The sequence below is a fragment of the Roseovarius conchicola genome (genome assembly GCF_041403425.1).
GTDB lineage: Bacteria > Pseudomonadota > Alphaproteobacteria > Rhodobacterales > Rhodobacteraceae > Roseovarius > Roseovarius conchicola.
Genome location: NZ_JBGEHK010000013.1, coordinates 1 through 22,634, shown reverse-complemented (window position 1 = coordinate 22,634; position 22,634 = coordinate 1). Strand labels below are relative to the sequence as shown.

Below are 22,634 nucleotides of genomic sequence, written 5' to 3'. Positions count from 1 at the left end.
GCAAGCGGCGCGCGGTCTAGGCCCGATAGGGAAAATACTGCAAGAAACGCGGGGCCTAGGCAGGGGTGGCCGCTTCTGCGTATAAACGACAAAAAAGGAAGAGGGGCGCGGGGCAGACGATGAAAATCCTGTTCATTCATCAGAATTTTCCAGGCCAGTACAAGCATCTGGCCCCGCTTTTGGCAGCACAGGGGCATGATTGCGTGGCGCTGACCCTGCGAGTCAAGGAACCGGTCAGATGGAAGGGCGTGCGGGTGGTACCCTATGCCGTGAGCGGGCGCACAAACCAGAATGTCCATCCCTGGCTGGTTGATCTGGACACCAAGGTCACACGGGCCGAGGCCTGTTTTCACAAGGCGGTGGCGCTGCGCGAGGCCGGGTTTGCCCCCGATCTGATCCTGGCGCATCACGGCTGGGGCGAGGCGATGTTTCTGCGCGATGTCTGGCCCGATGCGCGCATGGCGCTGTATTGCGAACTCTATCACCTGTCGGGATATCCGCATCTGAACTTCGATCCCGAGTTTGAACGCCCCAGTCAAACAGCGGCCATGCGCATTCGTTTGAAAAACCTCAACAACCATATCCATTTCCCGCTGGCCCATGCCGGGATCAGCCCAACAAAGTTCCAAGCCGATACTTTTCCGGCCGAATTCCGCGACAAGATCACCGTCAGCCATGATGGCATTGACACCACGATCTCGCGCCCCGACCCAAACGTGCGCCTGACCATCGAGGGGCAGGTTGATGTGACGCGCGATGACGAGGTGATCACCTTCGTCAATCGCAACCTCGAACCCTATCGCGGTTATCACCGGTTCATGCGCGCCCTGCCCGATCTGCTGAAGGAACGCCCCAATGCCACTGTTCTGATCGTGGGCGGTGACGAGGTCAGCTATGGTGCCAAGGCCCCCAAGGGGCAAACATGGAAACAGATTTTCATCGACGAGGTGCGGGATCAGATATCAGACGATGATTGGGCACGGGTCCATTTTCTGGGCCGTATTCCTTACGATCAGTTCGTGCGCCTGTTGCAGGTCAGCCGCGTGCATGTCTACCTGACCTACCCGTTCGTGCTCAGTTGGAGCCTGATGGAGGCCATGGCCTGCGAAGCAGCAATCGTGGCAAGCGATGTTGCCCCGGTGCGCGAGGTCATCAGCCATGATCAGACCGGGCGGTTGATTGACTTCTTCGACGGCGCGGCACTGGTCCGCGAGGTTTGCGATCTGCTGGAGGATGCAGGCGAGCGTGCCCGATTGGGCCAAAATGCCCGCAAGCTGATGGTCGAGCAATATGATCTCAACAGTATTTGCCTGCCAAAGCAGTTGGACTGGGTGTCCGGGATTACAAGCTAGACGTGAGTGGCGGGCTTAGAACCGGCCGGCATTGATCCGCAACTGACGCGCACGGTTCAGAATCGCGTCTTCAATCGCCCGCTGGGTTCCGGCCGCAACTGGGCCGTTGCGGGTTTGCAAAGCCACGTTCAATGACCGGGCATCCAGCGCCGGATCACTGATCAGGATCGTCGCGCGATACGCACGCCCCCCCCCCGGAGGTGTGCCATATCCGGTCGTGATCACCCCGGTGAACGGGTCTGCCGCCTGCACGGGCAAGAAGTTCAGGACATCCAGAGACGCGGTCCAGAGAAACCGGTTAACCTTGATCTCAGCTTTGCCACCTCTGAAGGCATCGAAAATCGAACCGCCGCCCTTGACGCGCGTGCCCGAGACAGGGTTTTGGCTCGATACGCCTGTTGCTTTTCCATCGGCGGGGGTGACTGTCGCATCCGCGCACCCGACGGCCAGCGTTGCACAGGCCGCCACAAGCGCCAGATTTCTGATACGGGAAGAGATCATGAAGCCGTCCGATATTGTTGCCCCTCTCTACTAGCCAAGGTCGCGCGAAGGGGCAAGGTGTTTGCGGCGCTCAGTGAAATTCTTCACCTGCCTGAGGCCGGTTGGCCGTTTCAGGGATTGCCGCCTCCCCGCGCGCCGTGCGAAAGTCAGGCAAGACGCCCTTCAACCAATAAGACTGTGACCTCTGGTGAGCCTCGACGACATTACATCCCGCATCCGCAAAGCCGAGGCCGAGGCCAGGCGCGACGCAGGCAGCGTGACACTGATCGCGGTGTCCAAAGTGCAACCCAATACACGGGTCGAGGCCGTTCTGCGCGAAGGTCACCGGGTCTTTGGCGAAAACCGCGTTCAGGAGGCCGCCGGGAAGTGGCCCGATTTTCGCAAGCAATTTCAAGATATTGACCTGCATCTGATTGGTCCACTGCAAACCAACAAGGCCCGTCAGGCGTTTGATTTGTTCCAGAGCATCCATTCCGTGGATCGCCCCAAGCTGGCCAAGACCATTGCGCGCCTTGCCCAGGAAGAGGGCCATTGCCCCGATCTGTTTATTCAGGTGAACACCGGCGAAGAGCCGCAAAAGGCAGGTGTATTGCCGGGCGAAGCGGACGCGTTTATCGCCGAATGTCGGGACATGGATTTACCCCTGCAGGGGCTGATGTGTATTCCCCCCGTCGAGGAAGAACCCAGCCTGCATTTTGCCCTATTGGCCAAGATCGCCGAGCGCAACGGTCTGAGCGGTCTGTCGATGGGCATGAGCGGGGATTTTGAAAGCGCGGTTGCGCTTGGGGCCACTCATGTGCGCGTCGGCTCGGCCATTTTCGGGGCGCGTGATTACGGCTGAATTCCCAAGGCCGGTTTGATGCGCTAGGCTGGAGTCGGATTTACGATTCAAAGGACATTTCCCATGCGTCTGCTTCCCCTGTCTGTTGCCGCCCTGATGCTGTCTGCCGGCACTGTTGCCGCCGAGTTTTCGATCTCGTTTGAATGGGGGGATATCCCCAGCTGCACCAGCGGCCGCCCCAACACCGTGGGCAGCCCGGCCTTTGTGATCAAAGACTTACCGGCTGGCACCACCTCGGTTCAATTCCGCCTGAAGGATTTGAATGTCCCGAACTACAAACATGGCGGCGGCAAGGTGAAAGTGACCGGCGATGGCAAGATGCCATTTGGCGTGTTCAAATACAAAAGCCCCTGCCCACCCAGCGGCGCGCATACCTATCAGTGGACCGCAACAGCCAAGGGCGGCGGCAAAACGCTGGGCAAAGCCACTGCGCAGCGTAAATACCCCGAGTAACGGCTAGCGCACGATCAGCCGCGTGCCCGGCTGCACCCGGGCGGCGATCCAGCGCAGATGATCCGGGCGAAACGCCACGCACCCGGCGGTGGGATAGCCCGGCCTGCGCCATTGGTGGATAAAGATGCATGACCCCTGCCCGGGCGTCGCATCGGGCCAATTCCAATCTGTGATCAGGACCAGATCATACAGCGGATCGGCTCGGCGCATCACCTCATGAGAATGCGCATAGGGCTTTGAAACCAAAAGGTTATAGTCAGGTTGATCGGGATCGTCCGACCACAGATCGCCGGGCCTGGTGGGATTGGCCCACGGCGCAGGCGAGGACATGCGATCCGGGCGATAAAACATGCCTACAATGTGATGCACCCCGACCGGAGTCGCCCCATCGCCCTCGCGCTTGTCACGGCTCAGCCCCCCGCGCCCGATCGTGCAGGGGAACCGCCGCCCGGCAAACCGCACACCAGTCGGTGTCAGGACAAGATCACCAGCATGCATGGTCACGCTGCCAGCCCACGGCCCTTCAGCAACGCCTCGACCCCCGGCAACCGCCCCCGGAAGGCGATGTAAAGCTGATCGGCCTCGACCGACCCGCCGGTGGACAGGATGTTTTCCTCCAACGCTCTGGCCGTGGCGGTATCAAATGCATCGCCCACCTCTTCAAAGGCGGCAAAAGCATCGGCGTCCATTACCTCGGACCACATGTAGCTGTAATAGCCCGAACTATAACCATCTCCGACGAAGACATGGGCAAATTGCGGCGTAGCATGACGCATGGTGATGGCCCGGGGCATGCCCAGATCGGCCAGCACGCGGGCCTGTTCCTTCATCGGATCAGCCGGGGCGTCACCGTCGTGAAACGCCAGATCCACCAGCGCCGAGGCGACATATTCCACCGTCTGAAAGCCCATATCGAAATTGGCCGCTGCCAGCACCTTGTCCAGCAACGCCTGCGGCATGGCCTCTTCGGTCTGGGCATGGGTGGCGAATTCGGCCAACACCTCGGGCACTTCAAGCCAGTGTTCAAACAGCTGGCTGGGCAATTCGACGAAATCGCGCGCCACATTGGTCCCTGACAGGCTTTCATAGCTCACATTGCTGAGCAGGTGATGCAACGCATGGCCAAATTCGTGAAACAGTGTGCGGGCGTCATCATAACTCAGCAGAGCGGGGTCGCCTTTGGCGAAATTGCACACGTTGATCACCACAGGCCCTTGCACCTTCGGCAGTTTCGCCTGCCCCCGCATGGATGAACACCATGCGCCCGAGCGCTTCGAGGCTCGGGCAAAATAGTCGCCAATGAAAACAGCCACATGGGTGCCATTCCGCGTCACCTCCCACGCGCGGCAATCGGCGTGATAAAGAGGGATATCAAGGGCCCGGAACTCAAGACCAAACAGGCGATTGGCACAGGCGAACGCCGCCTCGATCATCCGCTCCAACTGAAGGTAGGGTTTGAGTTCGGCCTCATCCAGATCATACTCGGCCTTGCGGCGTTTCTCAGCATAGTAGCGCCAGTCCCACGGCTCCAGTTCCGCATTGATCCCGTCGGCCTGCATCATCTGCGTCAAGACTTCTGCATCAGCCTCGGCGCGGGCTTTGGCGGGGCCCCAGACATCCATCAGAAGGCTGCGTACCGCCTCGGGCGTTTTGGCCATTTCGGTTTCGAGTTTGAAATCGGCAAAGCAGTCATAACCCAGCAGTTTGGCGCGCTCTTCGCGCAGCGCCAGTGTTTCGGCGGCAATGCCCCGATTGTCGGTCTCGCCCCCGTTGGCACCGCGTGCTTCCCACGCGCGAAACGCCTTTTCACGCAGATCACGACGGGGAGAGAATTGCAGGAACGGCACGATCAAGGACCGCGACAGGGTGATCACCGGAGCCGAAAGCCCTTTTTCGGCACCGGCATTTCGCGCCGCATCGATCACGAAACCGGGCAGGCCCTCAAGGTCGGCCTCGCCCAGCTCCATGAACCAATCCGCCTCATCGGCCAGCAGGTTCTGGGTGAATGCGGTGCCCAGCTCCGCCAGACGCGACATGATCTGTTTCATGCGGGTTTCCGCTTCGCCTGACAGGCCCGCGCCAGCGCGTCGGAACCGGCGATGGGTCAGCATCAGCAGCCGCTGCTGTTCGGGGGACAAATCGAGAGTTTCGCGGGATTCCCACAAGGCGGTGATACGGGCGAACAATTTGGAATTGCTATGAATTTCGGAACTGAACGCGGCCAGCTTCGGGCTGAATTCACGTTGCAATCGCTGCCTTTCAGGATTGCTATCTGCACCTGCAACCGAGAAAAACGCCGCCAGCACCTTGTCCAGCGCCTTGCCTGATTGTTCCAGCGCCTCGATGGTATTGGCAAAACCGGGATCCTCGGGCGCATCCGCAATCGCCGCGATCTCGGTGCGGGCCTTTTCCAGTGCCGTCTCGAAGGCGGGGGCGAAATGCGAATCCTCGATCTGGTCAAACGGGGCGATCTGGAACGGCGTGGTCCACTCACTCAGCAACGGGTTCATGCGTGTCTCCTTTGGTCCCACAGATAGGACAATCGGCGCGTCGGGACAGTTTGAATTTGCGGGTTTCGCCGTAAAGCGCGTCATAGATCAGCATCTCGGAATGCAGCGGCTGACCTGCCCCGGTGATCACCTTGACCGCCTCGGCTGCCATCATCGAACCGATCACGCCGGGCAGCGGGCTGATCACCCCCGCTTCGGCGCAGGAAGGTGCAAGACCGGGCGCCGGGGCCTCGGCAAAGATGCACTGATAACAGGGGGTTCCGTGGGCGGTATCAAACACGCTCAACTGCCCTTCCCATTGCGACAAAGCGCCGGAAATCAGAGGAATTCCAAGGGCATGGGCGGTGGCGTTAGACAGATAGCGCGTATCGAAATTGTCAGTGCCGTCCAGAATGAGATCATAGTCCTCGAACAGATCCGCGGCCATATCCGCGCTCAGACGGCGCTGATAAGGGCGCACGGTAACGTAGGGGTTCAATGCCCCGATCGCATCGGCCGCCGAGTGGACTTTTGGCATGTGAACCCGGTCATCCGTGTGGATAATCTGACGTTGCAGGTTGGAAAAATCCACTTCGTCATCGTCGATGATCCCGATCGTCCCCACCCCCGAGGCTGCCAGATACATCAGGGCGGGCGAACCCAGCCCGCCGGCCCCGATCACCAGCACCCGCGCCTCTTTCAGCTTCTTCTGACCCGGTCCGCCGACCTCGCGCAGGATGATATGACGCGCGTACCGCTCCAGCTCGGCTGCCGCAAATGTGCCGGTCTGGACGGGTGGCGCTTCTTTCACCTCGGCAGCGCGGCGCAGACGGCGTAAACCGGAGCGATAGGCCAGCACCAGCGAGGCCGCCGCCGCCAGCAACAGCCACAAGGCCGGGCTTTCCCCTGTCGCCATGCGCAGCGGATGGCCCTCCGGCAACACCAGGTGCAACGCCACAACCGCCAGCCACAACACCCCGATCATGCCCCAGCGCAGCCGGTACGGCGCCCCCATCACCGCACCAATCCCCCAAAGGGCCGCGCCCATGATCAGAACCAGCGCCATCAGCCCGCCCCGGTCGAGCCAAAACCACCCGATCCGCGCGCGGTGTCGTCCAGTGCCTCGACCTCATCAAAACGCGCCTGCACCACCGGTGCGACAATCATCTGTGCAATCCGCATGCCATGCGCGATATGAAACGGCTCGGTCCCGGCATTCAGCACGATCACTCCCAAGGGCCCGCGATAATCGGCATCAATCGTGCCGGGGCTGTTGGGTAGGGTGATCCCATGTTTCAGGGCCAATCCGGACCGCGGGCGCAGCTGCACCTCGAACCCGTCCGGAATGGCAATGCGCAGTCCGGTCGGCACCAGCACCCGCGCACCCGGTGCCACGTTGATACCTTCACGCTGTCCTTCCGGGAAATTCGCACGCAGATCCGCGCCAGCCGCTCCGCCACTTTCATACGCTGGCAGACCCAGGTCGCGGTCCGCACCCGTGTCCCAAACCACCTGAATTGAGACCATTCCCTGCCCCTTCATCTTGCCAAAAATACTCGCATCCTCAGGTCAACGCCTTGGCGATGCGATCAGCCAGCTTGGCGGACACCTGAGATTTCGACATGCGCGGCCAATCCTCGGCACCCTCTGCGGTGATCAGTGTAACGTCGTTGTCGGCCCCACCCATGATGCCGGTTTCGGCACTCACGTCATTGGCCACGATCCAGTCACAGCCTTTGCGTTTGCGCTTGGCAGTGGCGTTTTCAACCACATCATCGGTCTCGGCGGCGAACCCGACCACAAGGTCAGGGCGGTGTTTTTCCAGTTGCGCTACCGATGCCAGAATGTCGGGATTCTCAGCGAACTCCAGATTTGGCAAGCCGCCCTTGGTTTTCTTCATCTTGCTGTCACTGGCCGAGGCCACACGCCAATCGGCCACCGCGGCGGCAAAGACTGCGCCATCCACAGGCAGGGCGTCCTGCACGGCCTCGAACATCTGCTGGGCGGTCTCAACCGCGATCACGTGAACGCCTTCCGGCGGGGCCACATCGGCAGGGCCGGTGACGAAAATCACCTCGGCCCCCAGTGCGGACAGCGCGCGGGCCAGCGCCGTACCCTGCGCCCCGGACGAGCGGTTGGCAATATAGCGCACCGGGTCAATCGGCTCGTGCGTCGGCCCCGAGGTGACCAGAATGCGTTTGCCCTTGAGCGGGCCATTGGCCAGCGTCGCCTCTATCGCGGCGACAATCTCCATCGGTTCCGACATCCGGCCCGGCCCGTGTTCGCCACAGGCCATATCGCCCTCATTCGGGCCGACAAAGCCGATGCCATCTCCTTTCAGCGTTTCGATATTCCGCTGCGTGGCCGCATGCTCCCACATCCGCACATTCATCGCAGGCGCAATCAGAACCGGGGTATCGGTAGCCAGCAGCAGGGTGGAGGCCAGATCATTGGCCAAGCCTTGCGCCATCTTGGCCATCAGATCGGCGGTGGCCGGGGCCACCACGATAAGGTCGGCCGAGCGGGACAGCTCGATATGGCCCATTTCGGCCTCATCCGTCAGATCGAACAGGTCACGAAACGCTTTCTGTCCGGCCAGCGCGGAAACGGACAAAGGTGTCACGAATTCCTCGCCCGTTCGGGTCAGCACCGGCGTGACCGAGGCGCCGCGTTCGCGCAGACGGCGGATCAGATCGAGCGATTTGAACGCCGCGATACCACCGCCAATGATCAGAAGGATGCGTTTATCGCCAAGCATTTGCGCCGCCTTTGTTGAACCGAGGCGACGATAGGACGTGGCGGAATGGGTGGCAAGAGGCGCCCGGACCTATTGAAAAGCCAGACACGGGTCCGGACGATCCACGGTGGGTGAGGACAACACCGTGTCGAAACCGCCCTCGATAGGGCCGTTATCTTCGGTCTGACCAATCACCTGCACTTCGATATCCGGGGCCACCTGCGCGATATACACAGGCATCCCCCAATCACGGCGGGCATGGCCATTGCCGGTGATCACCGCCACTGGGCCACCGGTTTCGGCGTAAGCGCGCAGGGCAGCACGGGCAAGTTTGGCATCGCGCAGGCGCTGGATATCGACCATCCCGGGCAGCATGTCCTTGGGAAGCGCATCGCAATGGGCGTTGAATTGCAGGGCTTCGCGCGCCTGCTGCTGATCTTCGGGCAAGGGTTGATCAAGACCATAGGCCGCCGCCTCGTCCCCGAACAAGGCAGCGATGCCGCCATTCAACGCCTCCATCGCCTCGCCACGGGGCAGGCCTGCGCCATAAATCCGCGCCTCGGCGGCGGCAGCGAAAATCGGGTAGTACATCGCGAAATCAGGCCAGCCACTCTCGTCCCAGCCCAGCGCCGCCTCCAGCGCCTCCTGATCGGACGCCTCGGCAAAGATCACGCCATCGGCCTGATCGGGGGTGAGCATCTCGAACACCAGGGCGGTGGGGGTCAGGGCGGCGACCTTCTCGGCCTGCACAACGTGATGGGCGGGGTTATCATGCACCTCGCCCAGAATCAGAATGTCCTGCGCATTCGCAGCGCAGGACAGGGTCAATAAAACGGCAATCAGGTGTTGTTTCATGCCAACAGGTTGTGCACCTCGGCGCCGTGACGTTCAAGGTCTTTGCGCATTTTCTGGAAGGCCGCCGCTTCAAGCTGGCGCACGCGTTCCTTGCTCAACTTCAGTTCGTTGCCAAGGCTTTCCAGCGTGCGGGGCTCATCGCGTAACTTGCGTTCGCGCACGATGAAACGCTCACGCTCGTTCAGCTTGCCCATCGCATCGCCCAGCCATCCGCGCAGGGCCGACAGATCATGGTTTTCCTCAACCAGTTGATCACCCCGCGGGCCGTCATCTTCCAGAGTGTCGATCCATTCGCGCCCTTCATCCTCGGAGGATTGGGTGGCGTTCAGGGAAAAATCTGACCCAGACAGGCGCCCCGCCATCATTTCGACATCGCGCAAAGGAACACCAACTTCCTGCGCGATCATCTCGCGCAGTTGGTATCCATCCAATTCGGTGCCTTGGGCCATTGCTTCACGCTCGATCTGAGCCTGAACGCGTCGCATATTGAAAAACAGAGATTTCTGAGACGAGGTGGAGCCGGTGCGTACCATCGACCAGTTCCGCATCACGTAATCCTGGATCGAGGCCTTGATCCACCAGACCGCATAGGTCGAAAACCGCACGCCGCGGTCGGGGTCGAACTTGTCCGCGGCTTTCATCAGCCCCAAGCCCGCTTCCTGGATCAGGTCATTCATCGGCGCGCCGTAGCGTTTGAACTTTGATGCCATCGAAATCGCCAGCCGCATGTAAGCGGTGATCAGACGATGCAGGGCCTCTTCATCGCGCTCGTCGCGCCAAGCATAGGCCAGTTTCAACTCGGTTTCGGCATCCAGCAATTCCGCCTTCATCGCCTTGCGAGACATTGAACTTGACTGTGGTCCATCGAGTGGCATGTCTTTCCCCCTTGTCGCTCACTGATCTGCGCTGTGAAATCGGGCTCTTTCTCAGTGTGTTTGAGGATGATACGCAGGTCCAATCAAACCGGATCAAAAAGAGGTGCAATAGGCGCGATGTTGCCGGGATTAAGCTTGGTTTTGGGAGGGGCGGCGTCGGGCAAATCGACGGTGGCCGAGGGATTGGTCACAGGCACGGGGCGCAACCGCGTCTATCTGGCGACGGCGCAGGCCCATGATGATGAGATGCGCGCCAAACTGGCCCGTCACCGGGAAGCACGCGGCGCGGGCTGGCACACGATAGAAGAACCATTGGATGTGGGCCGCGCACTGGCCGGGATCAGCGGTGATCATGCTGTCCTGCTGGATTGTGCGACCATGTGGCTCAGCAATCATCTGCTGGCCGAGGCGGACATAGCCGAAGCCGAGGCCGGGTTGATGGCCGGGCTTGCCCTGTGTTCGGCCCCGGTGGTGATTGTCAGCAACGAGGTCGGGGCCAGCGTGGTACCCGAAAACGCATTGGCCCGGCGGTTCCGCGAAGAACAGGGCCGCTTGAACCAGAAACTGGCTGCCAAGGCCGGGCTGGTCGTCAATGTGATTGCCGGGCTGCCACAGGTGCTGAAAGGCGACATGCCGTGAGCCGGGTGTTCTGGGTGCGGCACGGCCCCACCCATGCAAAGGCGCTGGTGGGGTGGAGCGACATTCCCGCCGACCTTAGCGATACGGCACAGGTTGCGCGGCTATCGGCGCATCTGCCGCGAGACGCCGTTGTGATTTCCTCGGATCTGAGCCGTGCAGTGAGCACCGCGGATGCCGTGATGGCCCGACAGGACCGTCTGCCCCATGATGCCGATCTGCGTGAAATCCATTTTGGCGAGTGGGAGATGCAAAACTGGGATACCATAGAGGACCAGGCGCATCTGCGGCGCTTTTGGGATGAACCGGGCGATGTGCGCCCGCCCGGCGGCGAAAGCTGGCACGAAGTCAGCGCCCGGGTGAACCGCGCGATCACCCGCGTGATCACCGCCCATCCGGGGCGGGATGTCATCGCGGTGGCGCATTTCGGTGTGATCCTGACGCAAGTGCAGCAGGCCCTGAAAATCGACGCATATGAGGCGTTTTCGCATAAGATCGACAACCTATCGGTCACTGAACTGCATTATATTTCAGGGGATTGGAAGGCGCAGGCGATCAATCATCTCCCGTGATGACCCTGCGCACCAATCGGCATTTGGCACGCGGCGGCGCCCCCGCCTACACTCAGGCCCATGACTTATGATCTTATCCTTGGCGATTACGCCTATTCCAGCTGGTCGCTGCGCGCCTGGCTGCTGTTTGACCGCTTTGACATCGACCGCAACCTGCAGATGGTCAGTTTCAAGGCCGGGGGTGTGCCCGAACAGATGCCCGGCTGGGCGCCGGCCAAGACCGTTCCAGCCATGCGCACGCCCGAAGGCGCGGCGGTTGGTGAATCCGTTGCGATCGCCGAAGAACTGGCCAGCCGCCATCCTGATCTTGGTCTCTGGCCGTCCGACCCCAAGGCGCGCGCCATTGCCCGGACATTGACCGCCGAAATGCATGCCGGGTTTGGCGCGTTGCGCACCGATTGCCCGATGAATGTACGCCTTGCCTATCAGGGTGTCGTGCCCCGGGCCGAGGTTGAGGCCGATCTGCGGCGGTTGGAGCTGATCTGGGATTATGCCCGTGAAGCCTGTGCGCCAGATGGCCCTTGGCTGTGTGGTGAATACGGGATTGTCGATGCGTTCTACGCCCCCGTCGCGGCGCGGATTGCTGGTTACGGCTTAACGGTTTCACCTGCCGCGCAGGCTTACGTGGAGGCACATCTGGCCGATCCGGGCTTTCGGCGCTGGCGTGCGATGGGGCTGGTGCATGGCGAGACGCTGAACCGCTATGCCATGCCATATGATCTGACCGACTGGCCGGGACCTCGTGCCATACCGGCCCGCGCCATCGAAACCGGCACACCCGAGAACGCCGCCTGCCCCTATTCCGGGGGGGCTGTCTCGCATTTGATGGAGGTGGAGGGGCGCGTGTTCGGGTTCTGCAACGCGTTTTGCCGCGACAAGACCGTGGCCGACCCTGCCGCATGGCCCAAATTCATGGCGTTGCTGGGATAAACCGCGCTCACCCTGGTCGCGTTAACCATTCTTAAATCCCTGATCTCCTATCGTTAACCATGATGAACGAGGAGCGAAGGTAATGGTGGCACGCGCCTACACGGTGGCGTTCGAGGGGGTTGAGGCACGCTCGGTCGAGGTGCAATGCGCCGTGACCCCCGGTATGCCCGCCTTTTCAGTCGTTGGCTTGCCTGACAAGGCGGTAAGCGAAGCGCGCGACCGGGTCCGCACGGCGCTGAGTTCTATGGCGATCGCCCTGCCCTCCAAACGGATCACCATCAACCTCTCGCCCGCTGACATGCCCAAGGAAGGCAGCCATTTCGATCTGCCGATTGCCCTATCCCTGCTGGCCGCGCTGGAAGTGATTCCCAAGGATGCCGTCGAAGGGGCCTGCGCCCTGGGTGAGCTGTCCCTTGATGGCTCGCTGGTGCCCGTGGTGGGCGCTTTGCCCGCGGCGATGGCCGCCGCGGAAGAGGACCGCACGTTGCTCTGCCCGAAAGCCTCGGGGGCTGAGGCCGCGTGGGTGGGCGCTGCGAATGTGATTGGCGCCGCGACATTGGCCGACGTGGTGCGCCACTATACCGGCCAATCCCCCCTTCCTCCGTCCGAGCCGGGCGAGGTGGTCGGCGCACCGGCCAATCGCGATCTGCGCGACGTGAAAGGGCAGGAACGGGCCAAGCGGGCCTTGGAAATCGCCGCCGCCGGGCGGCATCACTTGATGCTGGTGGGCACGCCGGGATCGGGCAAATCCATGCTGGCCGCACGTCTGCCCGGGCTTTTACCGCCCCTCAGCGCGATTGAGGCGTTGGAAACGTCCATGGTCCATTCACTTGCCGGGATCCTGGATGAGGGCGGCATCAGCCGCGACCGGCCCTTTCGCGAACCCCATCACACGGCGTCGATGGCCGCGATTGTCGGCGGGGGGCGACGCGCTGGCCCCGGTGAGATCAGCCTGGCCCATAATGGCGTGTTGTTCATGGATGAGTTCCCCGAATTTCCACGTGCCGTGCTGGAAACCCTGCGCCAGCCGATTGAAAGCGGTGAGGTGATGGTAGCCCGCGCCAATGCGCATGTGAACTACCCCTGCCGGTTCATGCTGGTGGCCGCGGCAAACCCCTGCAAATGCGGCTATCTCAGCGATCCAGCCCGGGCCTGTTCGCGCGCCCCGATCTGTGGCGAAGACTACATGGGGCGCATATCCGGGCCTTTGATGGATCGGTTCGATCTGCGGGTGGATGTGCCGCCGGTTGCCTTTACCGATCTCGATTTGCCAGCCTCGGGCGATAGTTCCGCCACGGTCGCCGCGCGCGTGGCCGAGGCGCGTGCCATCCAGCAGGAACGGTTCCGCGACACCCCGGACATGCGCCTGAACGCGGATGCCGAAGGCGAGGTCTTAACCAAGGTCGCCACCCCGGATGAGGCCGGACGGGCATTGCTGTCAAAAGTGGCCGAACGGTTTGGCCTGTCGGCACGCGGCTATCACAGGGTTTTACGCGTGGCGCGCACGATCGCCGATCTGGGTGGATCAGATGCTGTTGGGCGCGATCATGTCGCCGAGGCAGTCAGCTATCGGCTGAACGGCGCGGCAGAGAGCTGATCCAGCCAGCCATCTGATCCAGCGTTGCGCGGGCCTCGGGCAGCAGGTTGTGAAAGAGCGGCCAGACATGCGGCAAATCGTTTTCGATCACCAGCGTCGTTTCGACAGCCTGCTCCTGCAATCGCTTGGCCATCAGCCGGGCATTGTCTTCGAGAATTTCAGTATCACCCACGCAAACCCAGATCGGCGGGGCACCGGTGAAATCCCCAAGCAGCGGAGAAATCAGCGGATCATCAAGCGGGCGGTCCTGCATCACCATTTCAGTCATCAGCGGCACCATGCTGACCGGCAATACGACGTCGGACTTGGCATTTGCCGCCACGCTTGGGGTGGTGAAGCTGAAATCGGTCAGGGGCGACAGGCAGAGGCAGCCCAAAGGAGATGGCAGGTCAAGCCGGGCAACTTCCTGCAAAAGGGCCAATACCAGCCCGCCCCCTGCGCTGTCCCCGCCAAGGATGATGCCACCGGGATGTTGAGCGAGATCCGAGTAGACAGCCACCGCATCCTCGATCGCGGCCGGGAAGGGATGTTCAGGTGCCTTGCGGTAATCCGGCAGGCAGGCGTGCAACCCGGTGCGGGCCGAAAGCTGTGCCAACATCGCCTGATGCGTCTTCGGTGAGCCGAAAACATACGCTCCACCATGCAGATACAGGATCAGCGGACCATCGCTGTCCCGTGCACTCGGAGCGGCAACGTTGACCACCGGGACACCCGCAACCGTGCCTGGTTCATAAACGGTGCCACGCGGGCCGCGAAAATAGAACCGGGCCTTGGCCTCGAACGAGCGGCGCAGCTTGTCGGGGTCTTTCGCGCGCGCCAGATGCGGTTTTTCCGTGTAGCGCAGCCAGGCGTTGAGAATGGGTTTCATCACGCTCATGCGCGACGGGCCTCGATCGCATCCCAGATGAGCGCAGCGACATTCGTGCCATCGAACCGTTCAAGCTCCTGAATGCCCGTGGGCGAGGTGACGTTGATTTCGGTCAGGTATTGGCCGATCACGTCGATCCCGACAAACACCTGCCCTTTTTCACGCAGAAGCGGGCCTATGTGGGCACAGATTTCGAGATCCCGGTCGCTGAGGTCGATCTTTTCGGGCCGCCCGCCCACATGCATGTTCGAGCGGGTTTCGCCCTTGGCCGGAACGCGGTTGATCGCGCCCACCGGCTCGCCATCGACCAGAATGACACGTTTGTCGCCCTTCGCGATATCGGGCAGGAACTTCTGCACGATCAGTGGCTCGCGAGAAAATCCAGTGAACATTTCATGCAAAGAGTTCAGGTTGCGATCCGACTCGGGCATATGGAAAACCCCGGCCCCGCCATTGCCGTAAAGCGGCTTGAGGATGATGTCGCCATGGCGCGCGCGGAACGCCTTGATGGTTTCGATATCCCGGGCGATGGCGGTGGGCGGCATCAGGTCAGGGAAATCGAGGATCAGCAGTTTTTCAGGGTAATTGCGCACCCAGAACGGATCGTTGACCACCAAAGTGCCGGGGGCAAGCCGGTCCAGAATATGTGTGGTGGTGATGTAGAACATGTCAAACGGCGGGTCCTGACGCAGCCAGACCACGTCGAACTCGGACAGGTCAACCGTCGCCTCATCGCCCAGCGCAAAGTGATCGCCCTCAACCCGTTGAACACTCAGCGGCCAGCCCCGTGCTGTCACGCGTCCTTCGTCATAGGCCAGATTGTCGGGCGTGTAGTAAAACAGCTCGTGCCCGCGGGCCTGTGCCTCTTCAGCCAAACGAAACGTGCTGTCGGCGGTGATGTCTATGGGCCCGATCGGGTCCATCTGAAAGGCAATCTTCATGGCTCTGCCCCTTGTCCTGCAATGCCGGACCTACATGGGGCATGGGAACAAGGCTTGCAATTCAGAAATGGCCAAACGCGTTTTTCACGATGCGGATTTCGCCGGTCTCGTTTACCAGAGCAAGGTCAAACCGAACATCGCTCAACTGTCCTTTCGGCGTATGTTCGAGGTATTCCGAGGCCGCAGCGTGAATGCGGTACATCTGCGTTTCGCGCAGGCTGTTCTGGGCTGCGTCAAAGCTGCGGGCCTTCTTTACCTCGCAAAAGACGTAGGTCTCGCCCTCTCGCAGAATAAGGTCAATTTCTCCACCTTTACCGCGCCAGCGCTCGGCCACCAGATCGCACCCCCGACGCCCAAGATATCGCGCGACGGCCGCCTCGGCAGAGGCGCCGGAGAGATAGGCGCGCAAACCGCGTTCTTCACGCGTGGCTGGCAATGGAAGTGAAAGCTGCGTCACGTCTCGTTCTCCAGTTTCAAGGCCAGTTGATAGACCTTGCGCCGTGCCACCCCCAGATCAGCCGACACAAGATCAGCAGCATCACGCACAGAATGCGTCGAAAGAGCTTTGCGCAGGGATGATTCTAGAGTCTCAGCGTTAACGATCCGTTCAGGGGCGCTGCCAATCAGCACGACGATTTCGCCTTTCGGGGGCTTTTCGGCAATCCTCTCGGCCAGATCGCTCAATGAGCCGCGCAGAACCTCTTCAAACTTCTTGGTCAACTCGCGACAGATCACCGCCTCCCGATCCACGCCAAGCGTGGTGGCCGCATCCCGCAACATCGCCGCCAATCGTTTGGGCGATTCGTAAAAGACCAGCGTTCCGGGGACCTGGGCCAGGGTTCCAAGCGCGGATTTCCGCCGGGAAGAGGCGTTCGGCAAAAAGCCCGAGAAATGGAATTGATCCGTGGGCAGACCCGATAGAGTCAGCGCCGTGATCACCGCCGAGGGCCCCGGTGCCGAGATCAGTTTGTGCCCCTCGGCCACCGCTGCGCGGGCCAGATCAAAGCCCGGGTCGGCCACCATCGGAGTGCCCGCCTCGGAGGCATAGACCACCGACTGTCCAGCCGCCAAAGCCGCAAGAATACGTGGGCGCACCCGCGCACCATTATGATCGTGATAGGCCACGATCGAGCGGTCCTGCAAAGCAACGCCATGGATATCCATCAGCTTGCGCAGGCTGCGCGTGTCCTCGGCCAGCAGCATATCGGCGTCGCGCAGAAGATCGAGCGCGCGCAGGGTGATATCGCGCGCCGTTCCGATGGGCGTCGCGATCAGGTACAAACCCGGGCTTAGCTTTGGCATTGATGGAATCCCCTCTGGACCCGCCCTGTATGACGTTTATTATCGCCCTCTAAATGCGGGCACCAAATCGCCCCGCTATCAGGGAGTGAGAAGTAACCATGTTTGCCGTTTTATCATCCGCCCGCAAGACTGCCGCGCGCATCATCGCCCTTTTTGCCGTGATCTGGCTGGCCGCCTGCCAACCCGTCAGCCTTGGGGGCGGCAGCCCGTCGGGCGGGTCGGGCGGCAAGGTGGCTGTGGCATTGCTGGTGCCCCATGGCGCGGCCAGCCCGCAGGAGCAGAAACTGGCCCGTGATCTGGAGGCGGCCGCGCGGCTGGCTGTTGCCGATCTTCAAGGGGTGCAGATTGACCTGCGGGTCTATGGGACGAGTGGCAGTGCGGCCCGCGCTCAGGAGGCCGCGCTGAACGCGGTCGCCGATGGTGCCCAGATCATCATTGGCCCATTGCGCGCCGAAGCGGCCAATGCTGCTGCCGTCGCGGTGGCCAGCAAGAACATCAACGTGCTGGCCTTTTCCAACAACCCCACCATTGCCGGGGGCAATCTTTTCATCCTCGGTCAAACATTTGACAACACCGCCAACCGGCTGATGCGCTATGCCTCGCGGCAGGGCAAAAACCGCATCCTTGCGGTTTATTCCAACAATCTTTCGGGTCAGCTTGGCCGTCAGGCGATTGAACGCGCGGTCAGCGCCAATGGCGGCACCATGGCCGGGAGTGTCGGTTATGAGTTCTCTCAGAATGGTGTTGTGGCCGCGGTGCCAAAGATCAAAGCAGCGGCGGCCAACGGTGCGGCCGATGCGATCTTCATGACCTCGAATGCGGCAGGGGCGCTTCCGTTGTTCACCCAGATGCTGCCTGAACAAGGCCTGGGCCCGGATGCGACGCAATATATCGGGCTGGCGCGCTGGGACGTGCCGCCGCAAACGCTGGAGCTGCCCGGGGTTCAGGGCGGCTGGTTTGCCCTGCCCGACCCATCCCGTACCGCGCAATTCCGCAGTCGGTTTGCCGCTGCGAATGGCGGCCAGCCCCATGCCATCGCCGGGCTGGCCTATGACGGGATTGCGGCCGTCGGCGCATTGGCCAAAAGCGGGCGCCGTGGCGCATTGGGGCGCAATTCCCTGACCCAGTCTGCGGGCTTTCAGGGCGTGAACGGCGTGTTCCGTTTTCGCCCCGATGGCAGCAATGAACGCGGGCTGGCCATCGCAACGGTACGCAATCAGAAGGTGGTCGTGATCGAAAACGCACCGCAAAGCTTTGGCGGTGCTGGGTTCTGACCCGGCCTGCCATCTGAGGCCAGCAAAATGAAAGATATCCCTCCTCAGCCGCACGACCTGATCTGCCCGGCGGAGGATATCTTTGATCAGGCCGGCATCGCATCAGCGCTGGCCACGCTGGAGGAAACCCACCATGGCGATCACGCGGCGTTGCGCAAGGCGGTGATACCGCTGTTGCGTGATGCACGAAAATCCGGTCGCGTGGCCATTGCCGAGGCCTTGTCCGAGCATCCTTTGGCGGCCGAGGCCGCGACCCGCTCGATCAGCTGGCAAACCGATTGCGTGATCCTGACGGTGCTGGATGTCGCGATCCGCATCCTGCACCCCAACCCCAACCCAACCGAGGGCGAACGTATTGCGATCCTGGCGGTCGGCGGCTATGGGCGTGGCGAAATGGCCCCGGAATCCGATGTCGACCTGCTGTTCCTGACGCCCTACAAGATCACCGCCTGGGCCGAGAGCGTAATTGAAAGCATGCTGTATGTGCTGTGGGATCTGCGCCTGAAAGTGGGCCATGCCAGCCGCACCATCGCCGATTGCCTGCGTCTGGGCAGCGAGGATTTCACCATCCGCACCGCGCTGTTGGAAAACCGCTATCTGGCTGGGGATCGGGCGCTGTCGGACAAGTTGAACACGGCGCTGTGGGACGACCTGTTCAAAGGCAGCGAAAAAGAGTTCATCGAGGCCAAACTGGCCGAGCGCGAAGAGCGCCACCGCAAGCAAGGCAATCAACGCTACATGGTTGAGCCGAACGTGAAAGAAGCCAAGGGGGGGCTGCGCGATCTGCAATCCCTGTTCTGGATCGCCAAATACATCTACCGGGTTGAAGACGTGGCCGAGTTGGTGCGCACCGGCCTGTTCAGCGAGGAGGAATATGACACCTTTGCGCAGGCCCATAACTTCCTGTGGGCGGTGCGCTGTCATCTTCACCTCGTCACGAAACGGCCAAATGATCAGCTGTCTTTCGACATGCAGGTCGAAGTGGCCTCCCGCATGGGATATCAGGATGTTGCCGGGCGGCGCGCCGTGGAACACTTCATGCAGGACTATTTCCGCCACGCCACCGCCGTAGGCGATCTGACCCGCATCTTCCTGACCAAGCTGGAGGCGATGCATGTCAAATCCGAAGCCTTGCTGCAACGGCTGTTCCGGCGGCGCAAAAAGCTGAAAGAAGGCTATACCGAGGTGCATGGCCGTCTGGCGATTACCAATGAGAAGACATTCCTGTCGGACCGCCTGAACCTGCTGCGCCTGTTTGAAGAGGGCTTGCGCACCGCCATGCTGATCCATCCGGATGCCATGCGATTGGTCACTGCCAACCTGCACCTGATCGATGATGAGTACCGCGCCGACCCGGAAGCCCAGAAACTGTTCCTGGGCCTGCTGTTGAAACATGGCAACCCTGAACGCGCGCTGAGGCGGATGAACGAACTGGGCGTCTTGTCGGCCTTTATCCCTGAATTCGAGCACATCGTGGCGATGATGCAGTTCAATATGTATCACCACTACACGGTGGACGAGCATATCATTCAATGCGTCTCGCAACTGGCCCTGATCGAACGCAAGGAACTGGTCGAAGAGCTGCCGGTTGTGTCGTCGATCCTTGAGGAAGGGGTGAACCGCAAGGTGATCTATGTCGCCCTTCTGGTGCATGATATCGGCAAAGGGCGGGATGAAGACCATTCGATCCTGGGGGCCCGGATGGCCCGCAAAATCGCCGCCCGGCTGGGTCTGAAACCCAAAGAGGTGGACACGGTCGAGTGGCTGGTGCGCTATCATCTGTTGATGTCGGATATGGCGCAGAAACGCGATATCGCCGATCCGCGCACAGTGCGCGATTTTGCCAAGCTGGTGCAGACCAAGGAACGGCTGGACCTGCTGTGTGTGCTGACCGTCTGTGACATTCGTGGCGTGGGTCCTGACACCTGGAACAACTGGAAAGCCTCGCTGATCCGGGCGCTGTATCGTCAGACGCGGCGGGCGATGGAAGGCGGGCTTGAGGCGCTTAATCGTGAGCAACGCGGCTCGGATGCCAAGCGCAATCTGCGCGAAGAGCTGGCCGATTGGGATGCCAAGGACCTCAAGACCGAGATTGCCCGGCATTACCCCCCCTATTGGCAAGGCCTGCACGTCACCGCCCACGTCGTGTTTGCCCGGTTGCTTCGGGATTTGACGGATGACGAGATCGCCATAGACCTGTCCATTGACGAGGATCGCGATGCTACCCGTGCCTGTTTTGCACTGGCCGATCACCCCGGTATTTTCTCGCGTCTTGCCGGGGCACTTGCACTGGTTGGAGCCAACGTGGTGGACGCGCGCACCTATACAAGCCAGGACGGGTTTGCCACTGCTGCTTTCTGGATTCAGGACGCCGAGGGACGCCCGTTCGAGCAAAGCCGCCTCAATCGCCTGACCCAGATGATCCGCAAGACGCTAAAGGGCGAAGTGGTGGCCAAGGAAGCGATCAAAAGCCGCGACAAGATCAAGAAACGCGAGCGCGCCTTCCGTGTGCCCACGCATATCACCTTTGATAACGAAGGATCCGAGATTTACACCATCATCGAGGTCGACACCCGTGACCGCCCTGGCCTGCTTTACGATCTCACACGCACGCTGGCCGCCAACAATGTCTATATCAACTCGGCCGTGATCGCGACCTATGGCGAACAGGTGGTGGACACGTTCTATGTCAAAGACATGTTCGGGCTGAAATTCCACTCCGAATCCAAGCAGAAAGCACTGGAAAAAAAGCTACGCGACGCGATTGAGCAAGGGGCCGAGCGGGCAGTGACGTAATGCGCGCGGCGGGCCGCGAGAGGCCGCTCGGTGGCAAAGTCCCGCATATCAACCATGCCCAAACAGAAAAAGCCGCGCCAAGTGGCACGGCCTTTCCCAACTTCAAAGTCAGGCGATCTTACTTGATCTTGCCTTCCTTGTACTCGACATGCTTGCGCGCAACCGGGTCATATTTCCGGATCACCATTTTTTCGGTCATGGTGCGGGCGTTTTTCTTGGTCACGTAGAAATGACCCGTGCCTGCGGTCGAGTTCAGGCGGATTTTGATTGTGGTCGGCTTCGCCATTGGGGCTCTCCTGCGTCGAGCGGCCCGAAGCCCCTCGTGAATCTCTCATGAAGCCCGCCTTTTAACGTCGCGCGCAGCCAAGTCAACCGTATTCCTCACCCCGCACGGCGTGAAAACACAATGACGGTGCCCACCAGTGTCAGGGCCAGCCCGATCCCGGACGACACGCTCCAGACATAGCCCTCCCAGAGGCTGGAAACAGCCATCGCGATGATCGGAAACAGCACCGTCGCGTAAGAGGCCCGCACCGGCCCTTCGCGGCGGATCAGGTTGAGATAAGCCAGGAACGCCACCACGGTCGAGATCAGCGCCAGAAACAGCAGCGATCCCCAGAACTCCGGGGCTTTGGGCAGAACAAAGGCTTCGCCGGTGAGCCAGCTGACCACGATGGCAATCAGCGCGCCGTAAACCATCCCCTGTCCCGCCATGTTGGGAAGCGCATGGCGCTGACCCAGACGGGACGAGATCAGGTTGCCCAGCGAGAAGAAATAGGTGCCCAGAACGCACAGGCCCACGGCACCCAGTGCGGTCACGTCCATCCGCACCTCAGGCCCGATCAGCAGCATCAGCCCGACGACCCCGATCGCCGCCGCCGCCATCACCCGCCGATCCAGCGGAACGCCCCAGAACAGCTTCTGGTTCAGCGCGCCGATGATCGCCGCCGTGGCAAAGATCACAGACATGAGGCCAGAGGTCAGGGAGTCCGCGGCCAGATAGTAGCAATAGAAATTCAGACTGAAGAGACAGGCCCCTAGCCCCGCCAGCGCCCCATGATCGCGCAGCGGGATCGGTTTGAGCCGTCCGGTGAGGGCCAAATACGCCACCAACACAAGGCTGGCCAAGGCAAAGCGATAGGCAATCGACACCATCGCAGGCGCATGTGCCACCTGCAGGGTGATCGCGAACCACGACACTCCCCAGGACAAAACCGCGATGGCAAGAAGGAAGTAAGACAAAGAGACTCTCTTATAAAATATCGATTGGACGATCTGCGCTCTATGTCACAGCAACCGGTACGTCCACAAGTTGACACGGTATTAAGTGAAACCGCCCTGTTCCAAGGGCGAGATGCTGCCTGATGACATCGCGGCCTCCAAAAGCCGAAACGCGTTAAATCATTGCAAGAATTGGATTTACAAAGCCAATTCGTCTTGCCACGTATCGTGGAACCGGCACTCGCATAGAGAATAGGAAGGTCAGCTTCGCGGACGGAGCCGCCGTTTGAGATCACCCGGGCCAGCGCCGGACCGTGGGATGGCGCTCAAACGGTCATGTGGTGTGCTTTATCCAAGCCAAGCCCATACTCCCCATCCAAGACACGCCCAGCCT

At 61.1% G+C, this 22,634-nt stretch carries 23 protein-coding genes; 9 read left to right on the top strand and 14 right to left on the bottom strand.

The window, feature by feature from the left end:
• Positions 1 to 119 precede the first annotated feature (119 nt).
• Positions 120 to 1,352 carry a glycosyltransferase gene (locus V6N02_RS21250; protein WP_371229361.1) on the top strand — a complete coding sequence of 411 codons (1,233 nt, stop codon included), beginning with the start codon at positions 120 to 122 and terminating at the stop codon, positions 1,350 to 1,352.
• 15 nt (positions 1,353 to 1,367) lie between these two features.
• On the opposite strand, the gene V6N02_RS21245 is transcribed toward V6N02_RS21250, so the two are convergent.
• The gene (locus V6N02_RS21245) at positions 1,368 to 1,853 is read right to left on the bottom strand and encodes a DUF3576 domain-containing protein (protein ID WP_371229358.1); all 486 of its coding nucleotides are present in this window, start codon (positions 1,851 to 1,853) and stop codon (positions 1,368 to 1,370) included.
• A gap of 187 nt (positions 1,854 to 2,040) precedes the next feature.
• Here V6N02_RS21245 and V6N02_RS21240 point away from each other — a divergent pair, with 187 nt between their 5' ends.
• The gene (locus tag V6N02_RS21240) at positions 2,041 to 2,694 is read left to right on the top strand and encodes a YggS family pyridoxal phosphate-dependent enzyme (protein WP_371229355.1); all 654 of its coding nucleotides are present in this window, start codon (positions 2,041 to 2,043) and stop codon (positions 2,692 to 2,694) included.
• A 63-nt stretch (positions 2,695 to 2,757) separates the two neighbouring features.
• Positions 2,758 to 3,147 carry a YbhB/YbcL family Raf kinase inhibitor-like protein gene (locus V6N02_RS21235; protein ID WP_371229352.1) on the top strand — a complete coding sequence of 130 codons (390 nt, stop codon included), beginning with the start codon at positions 2,758 to 2,760 and terminating at the stop codon, positions 3,145 to 3,147.
• A gap of 3 nt (positions 3,148 to 3,150) precedes the next feature.
• Here the strand turns inward: V6N02_RS21235 and V6N02_RS21230 are convergent, their stop codons facing one another.
• From V6N02_RS21230 to V6N02_RS21200, 7 genes are all read right to left on the bottom strand, one after another.
• Positions 3,151 to 3,645, bottom strand: coding sequence for a L,D-transpeptidase family protein (locus V6N02_RS21230; RefSeq protein WP_371229471.1), 495 nt, complete (start codon positions 3,643 to 3,645; stop codon positions 3,151 to 3,153).
• Between the two features lie 2 nt (positions 3,646 to 3,647).
• Positions 3,648 to 5,657: a M3 family metallopeptidase gene (locus V6N02_RS21225; protein ID WP_371229349.1), complete on the bottom strand. Its 2,010-nt coding sequence runs from the start codon at positions 5,655 to 5,657 to the stop codon at positions 3,648 to 3,650.
• On the bottom strand, positions 5,638 to 6,702 hold the full coding sequence (locus V6N02_RS21220) for a HesA/MoeB/ThiF family protein (protein WP_371229346.1): 1,065 nt from the start codon (positions 6,700 to 6,702) through the stop codon (positions 5,638 to 5,640). The genes V6N02_RS21225 and V6N02_RS21220 overlap by 20 nt, the downstream gene beginning before the upstream one ends.
• Positions 6,702 to 7,163 carry a dUTP diphosphatase gene (dut, locus tag V6N02_RS21215; RefSeq protein WP_371229344.1) on the bottom strand — a complete coding sequence of 154 codons (462 nt, stop codon included), beginning with the start codon at positions 7,161 to 7,163 and terminating at the stop codon, positions 6,702 to 6,704. The genes V6N02_RS21220 and dut overlap by 1 nt, the downstream gene beginning before the upstream one ends.
• 37 nt (positions 7,164 to 7,200) lie before the next feature.
• The gene (coaBC, locus tag V6N02_RS21210) at positions 7,201 to 8,394 is read right to left on the bottom strand and encodes a bifunctional phosphopantothenoylcysteine decarboxylase/phosphopantothenate--cysteine ligase CoaBC (protein ID WP_371229341.1); all 1,194 of its coding nucleotides are present in this window, start codon (positions 8,392 to 8,394) and stop codon (positions 7,201 to 7,203) included.
• A gap of 69 nt (positions 8,395 to 8,463) precedes the next feature.
• Entirely contained in the window at positions 8,464 to 9,228 is a 765-nt protein-coding gene (locus tag V6N02_RS21205) for a ChaN family lipoprotein (RefSeq protein ID WP_371229338.1), read from the bottom strand.
• Positions 9,225 to 10,103, bottom strand: a complete 879-nt coding sequence (locus V6N02_RS21200) for an RNA polymerase factor sigma-32 (RefSeq protein ID WP_371229335.1) — start codon at positions 10,101 to 10,103, stop codon at positions 9,225 to 9,227. Before V6N02_RS21200 ends, V6N02_RS21205 begins: the two co-directional genes overlap by 4 nt.
• 117 nt (positions 10,104 to 10,220) lie before the next feature.
• On the opposite strand from V6N02_RS21200, the gene cobU reads away from it, so the two are divergent.
• The 4 genes from cobU (at position 10,221) to V6N02_RS21180 (ending at position 13,838) form a co-directional block, all read left to right on the top strand.
• A complete protein-coding gene (gene cobU, locus V6N02_RS21195) occupies positions 10,221 to 10,742 on the top strand; it encodes a bifunctional adenosylcobinamide kinase/adenosylcobinamide-phosphate guanylyltransferase (RefSeq protein WP_371229333.1) in 522 nt (173 codons plus the stop codon).
• Positions 10,739 to 11,311 carry a histidine phosphatase family protein gene (locus tag V6N02_RS21190; protein WP_371229330.1) on the top strand — a complete coding sequence of 191 codons (573 nt, stop codon included), beginning with the start codon at positions 10,739 to 10,741 and terminating at the stop codon, positions 11,309 to 11,311. The genes cobU and V6N02_RS21190 overlap by 4 nt, the downstream gene beginning before the upstream one ends.
• 60 nt (positions 11,312 to 11,371) lie before the next feature.
• Complete coding sequence (locus tag V6N02_RS21185; RefSeq protein ID WP_371229327.1) at positions 11,372 to 12,241, top strand: glutathione S-transferase; 870 nt, start codon at positions 11,372 to 11,374, stop codon at positions 12,239 to 12,241.
• Between the two features lie 82 nt (positions 12,242 to 12,323).
• A complete protein-coding gene (locus V6N02_RS21180) occupies positions 12,324 to 13,838 on the top strand; it encodes a YifB family Mg chelatase-like AAA ATPase (RefSeq protein WP_371229324.1) in 1,515 nt (504 codons plus the stop codon).
• Here V6N02_RS21180 and V6N02_RS21175 read toward each other — a convergent pair.
• From V6N02_RS21175 to rsmI, 4 genes are all read right to left on the bottom strand, one after another.
• On the bottom strand, positions 13,804 to 14,715 hold the full coding sequence (locus V6N02_RS21175) for an alpha/beta hydrolase (protein ID WP_371229321.1): 912 nt from the start codon (positions 14,713 to 14,715) through the stop codon (positions 13,804 to 13,806). The two genes, V6N02_RS21180 and V6N02_RS21175, sit on opposite strands and share 35 nt — an antisense overlap.
• Positions 14,712 to 15,647, bottom strand: coding sequence for a glutathione synthase (gene gshB / locus V6N02_RS21170; protein ID WP_371229319.1), 936 nt, complete (start codon positions 15,645 to 15,647; stop codon positions 14,712 to 14,714). The genes V6N02_RS21175 and gshB overlap by 4 nt, the downstream gene beginning before the upstream one ends.
• Positions 15,648 to 15,708: 61 nt before the next feature.
• Positions 15,709 to 16,104 (bottom strand): YraN family protein, encoded by a 396-nt coding sequence (locus tag V6N02_RS21165; RefSeq protein ID WP_371229317.1) that lies wholly within the window; start codon positions 16,102 to 16,104, stop codon positions 15,709 to 15,711.
• Entirely contained in the window at positions 16,101 to 16,949 is an 849-nt protein-coding gene (gene rsmI, locus V6N02_RS21160; RefSeq protein WP_371229314.1) for a 16S rRNA (cytidine(1402)-2'-O)-methyltransferase, read from the bottom strand. The genes V6N02_RS21165 and rsmI overlap by 4 nt, the downstream gene beginning before the upstream one ends.
• Positions 16,950 to 17,047: 98 nt before the next feature.
• Here rsmI and V6N02_RS21155 point away from each other — a divergent pair, with 98 nt between their 5' ends.
• Both V6N02_RS21155 and V6N02_RS21150 read left to right on the top strand, forming a co-directional pair.
• Positions 17,048 to 18,223 carry a penicillin-binding protein activator gene (locus V6N02_RS21155; RefSeq protein ID WP_371229311.1) on the top strand — a complete coding sequence of 392 codons (1,176 nt, stop codon included), beginning with the start codon at positions 17,048 to 17,050 and terminating at the stop codon, positions 18,221 to 18,223.
• A 27-nt stretch (positions 18,224 to 18,250) separates the two neighbouring features.
• Positions 18,251 to 21,019, top strand: coding sequence for a [protein-PII] uridylyltransferase (locus V6N02_RS21150; protein WP_371229308.1), 2,769 nt, complete (start codon positions 18,251 to 18,253; stop codon positions 21,017 to 21,019).
• Positions 21,020 to 21,137: 118 nt separating this feature from the next.
• Here V6N02_RS21150 and rpmG read toward each other — a convergent pair whose 3' ends face one another.
• Positions 21,138 to 21,305, bottom strand: coding sequence for a 50S ribosomal protein L33 (gene rpmG / locus V6N02_RS21145; RefSeq protein WP_065270785.1), 168 nt, complete (start codon positions 21,303 to 21,305; stop codon positions 21,138 to 21,140).
• Positions 21,306 to 21,400: 95 nt separating this feature from the next.
• On the bottom strand, positions 21,401 to 22,261 hold the full coding sequence (locus V6N02_RS21140) for a DMT family transporter (protein ID WP_371229304.1): 861 nt from the start codon (positions 22,259 to 22,261) through the stop codon (positions 21,401 to 21,403).
• Between the last annotated feature and the right edge of the window lie 373 nt (positions 22,262 to 22,634).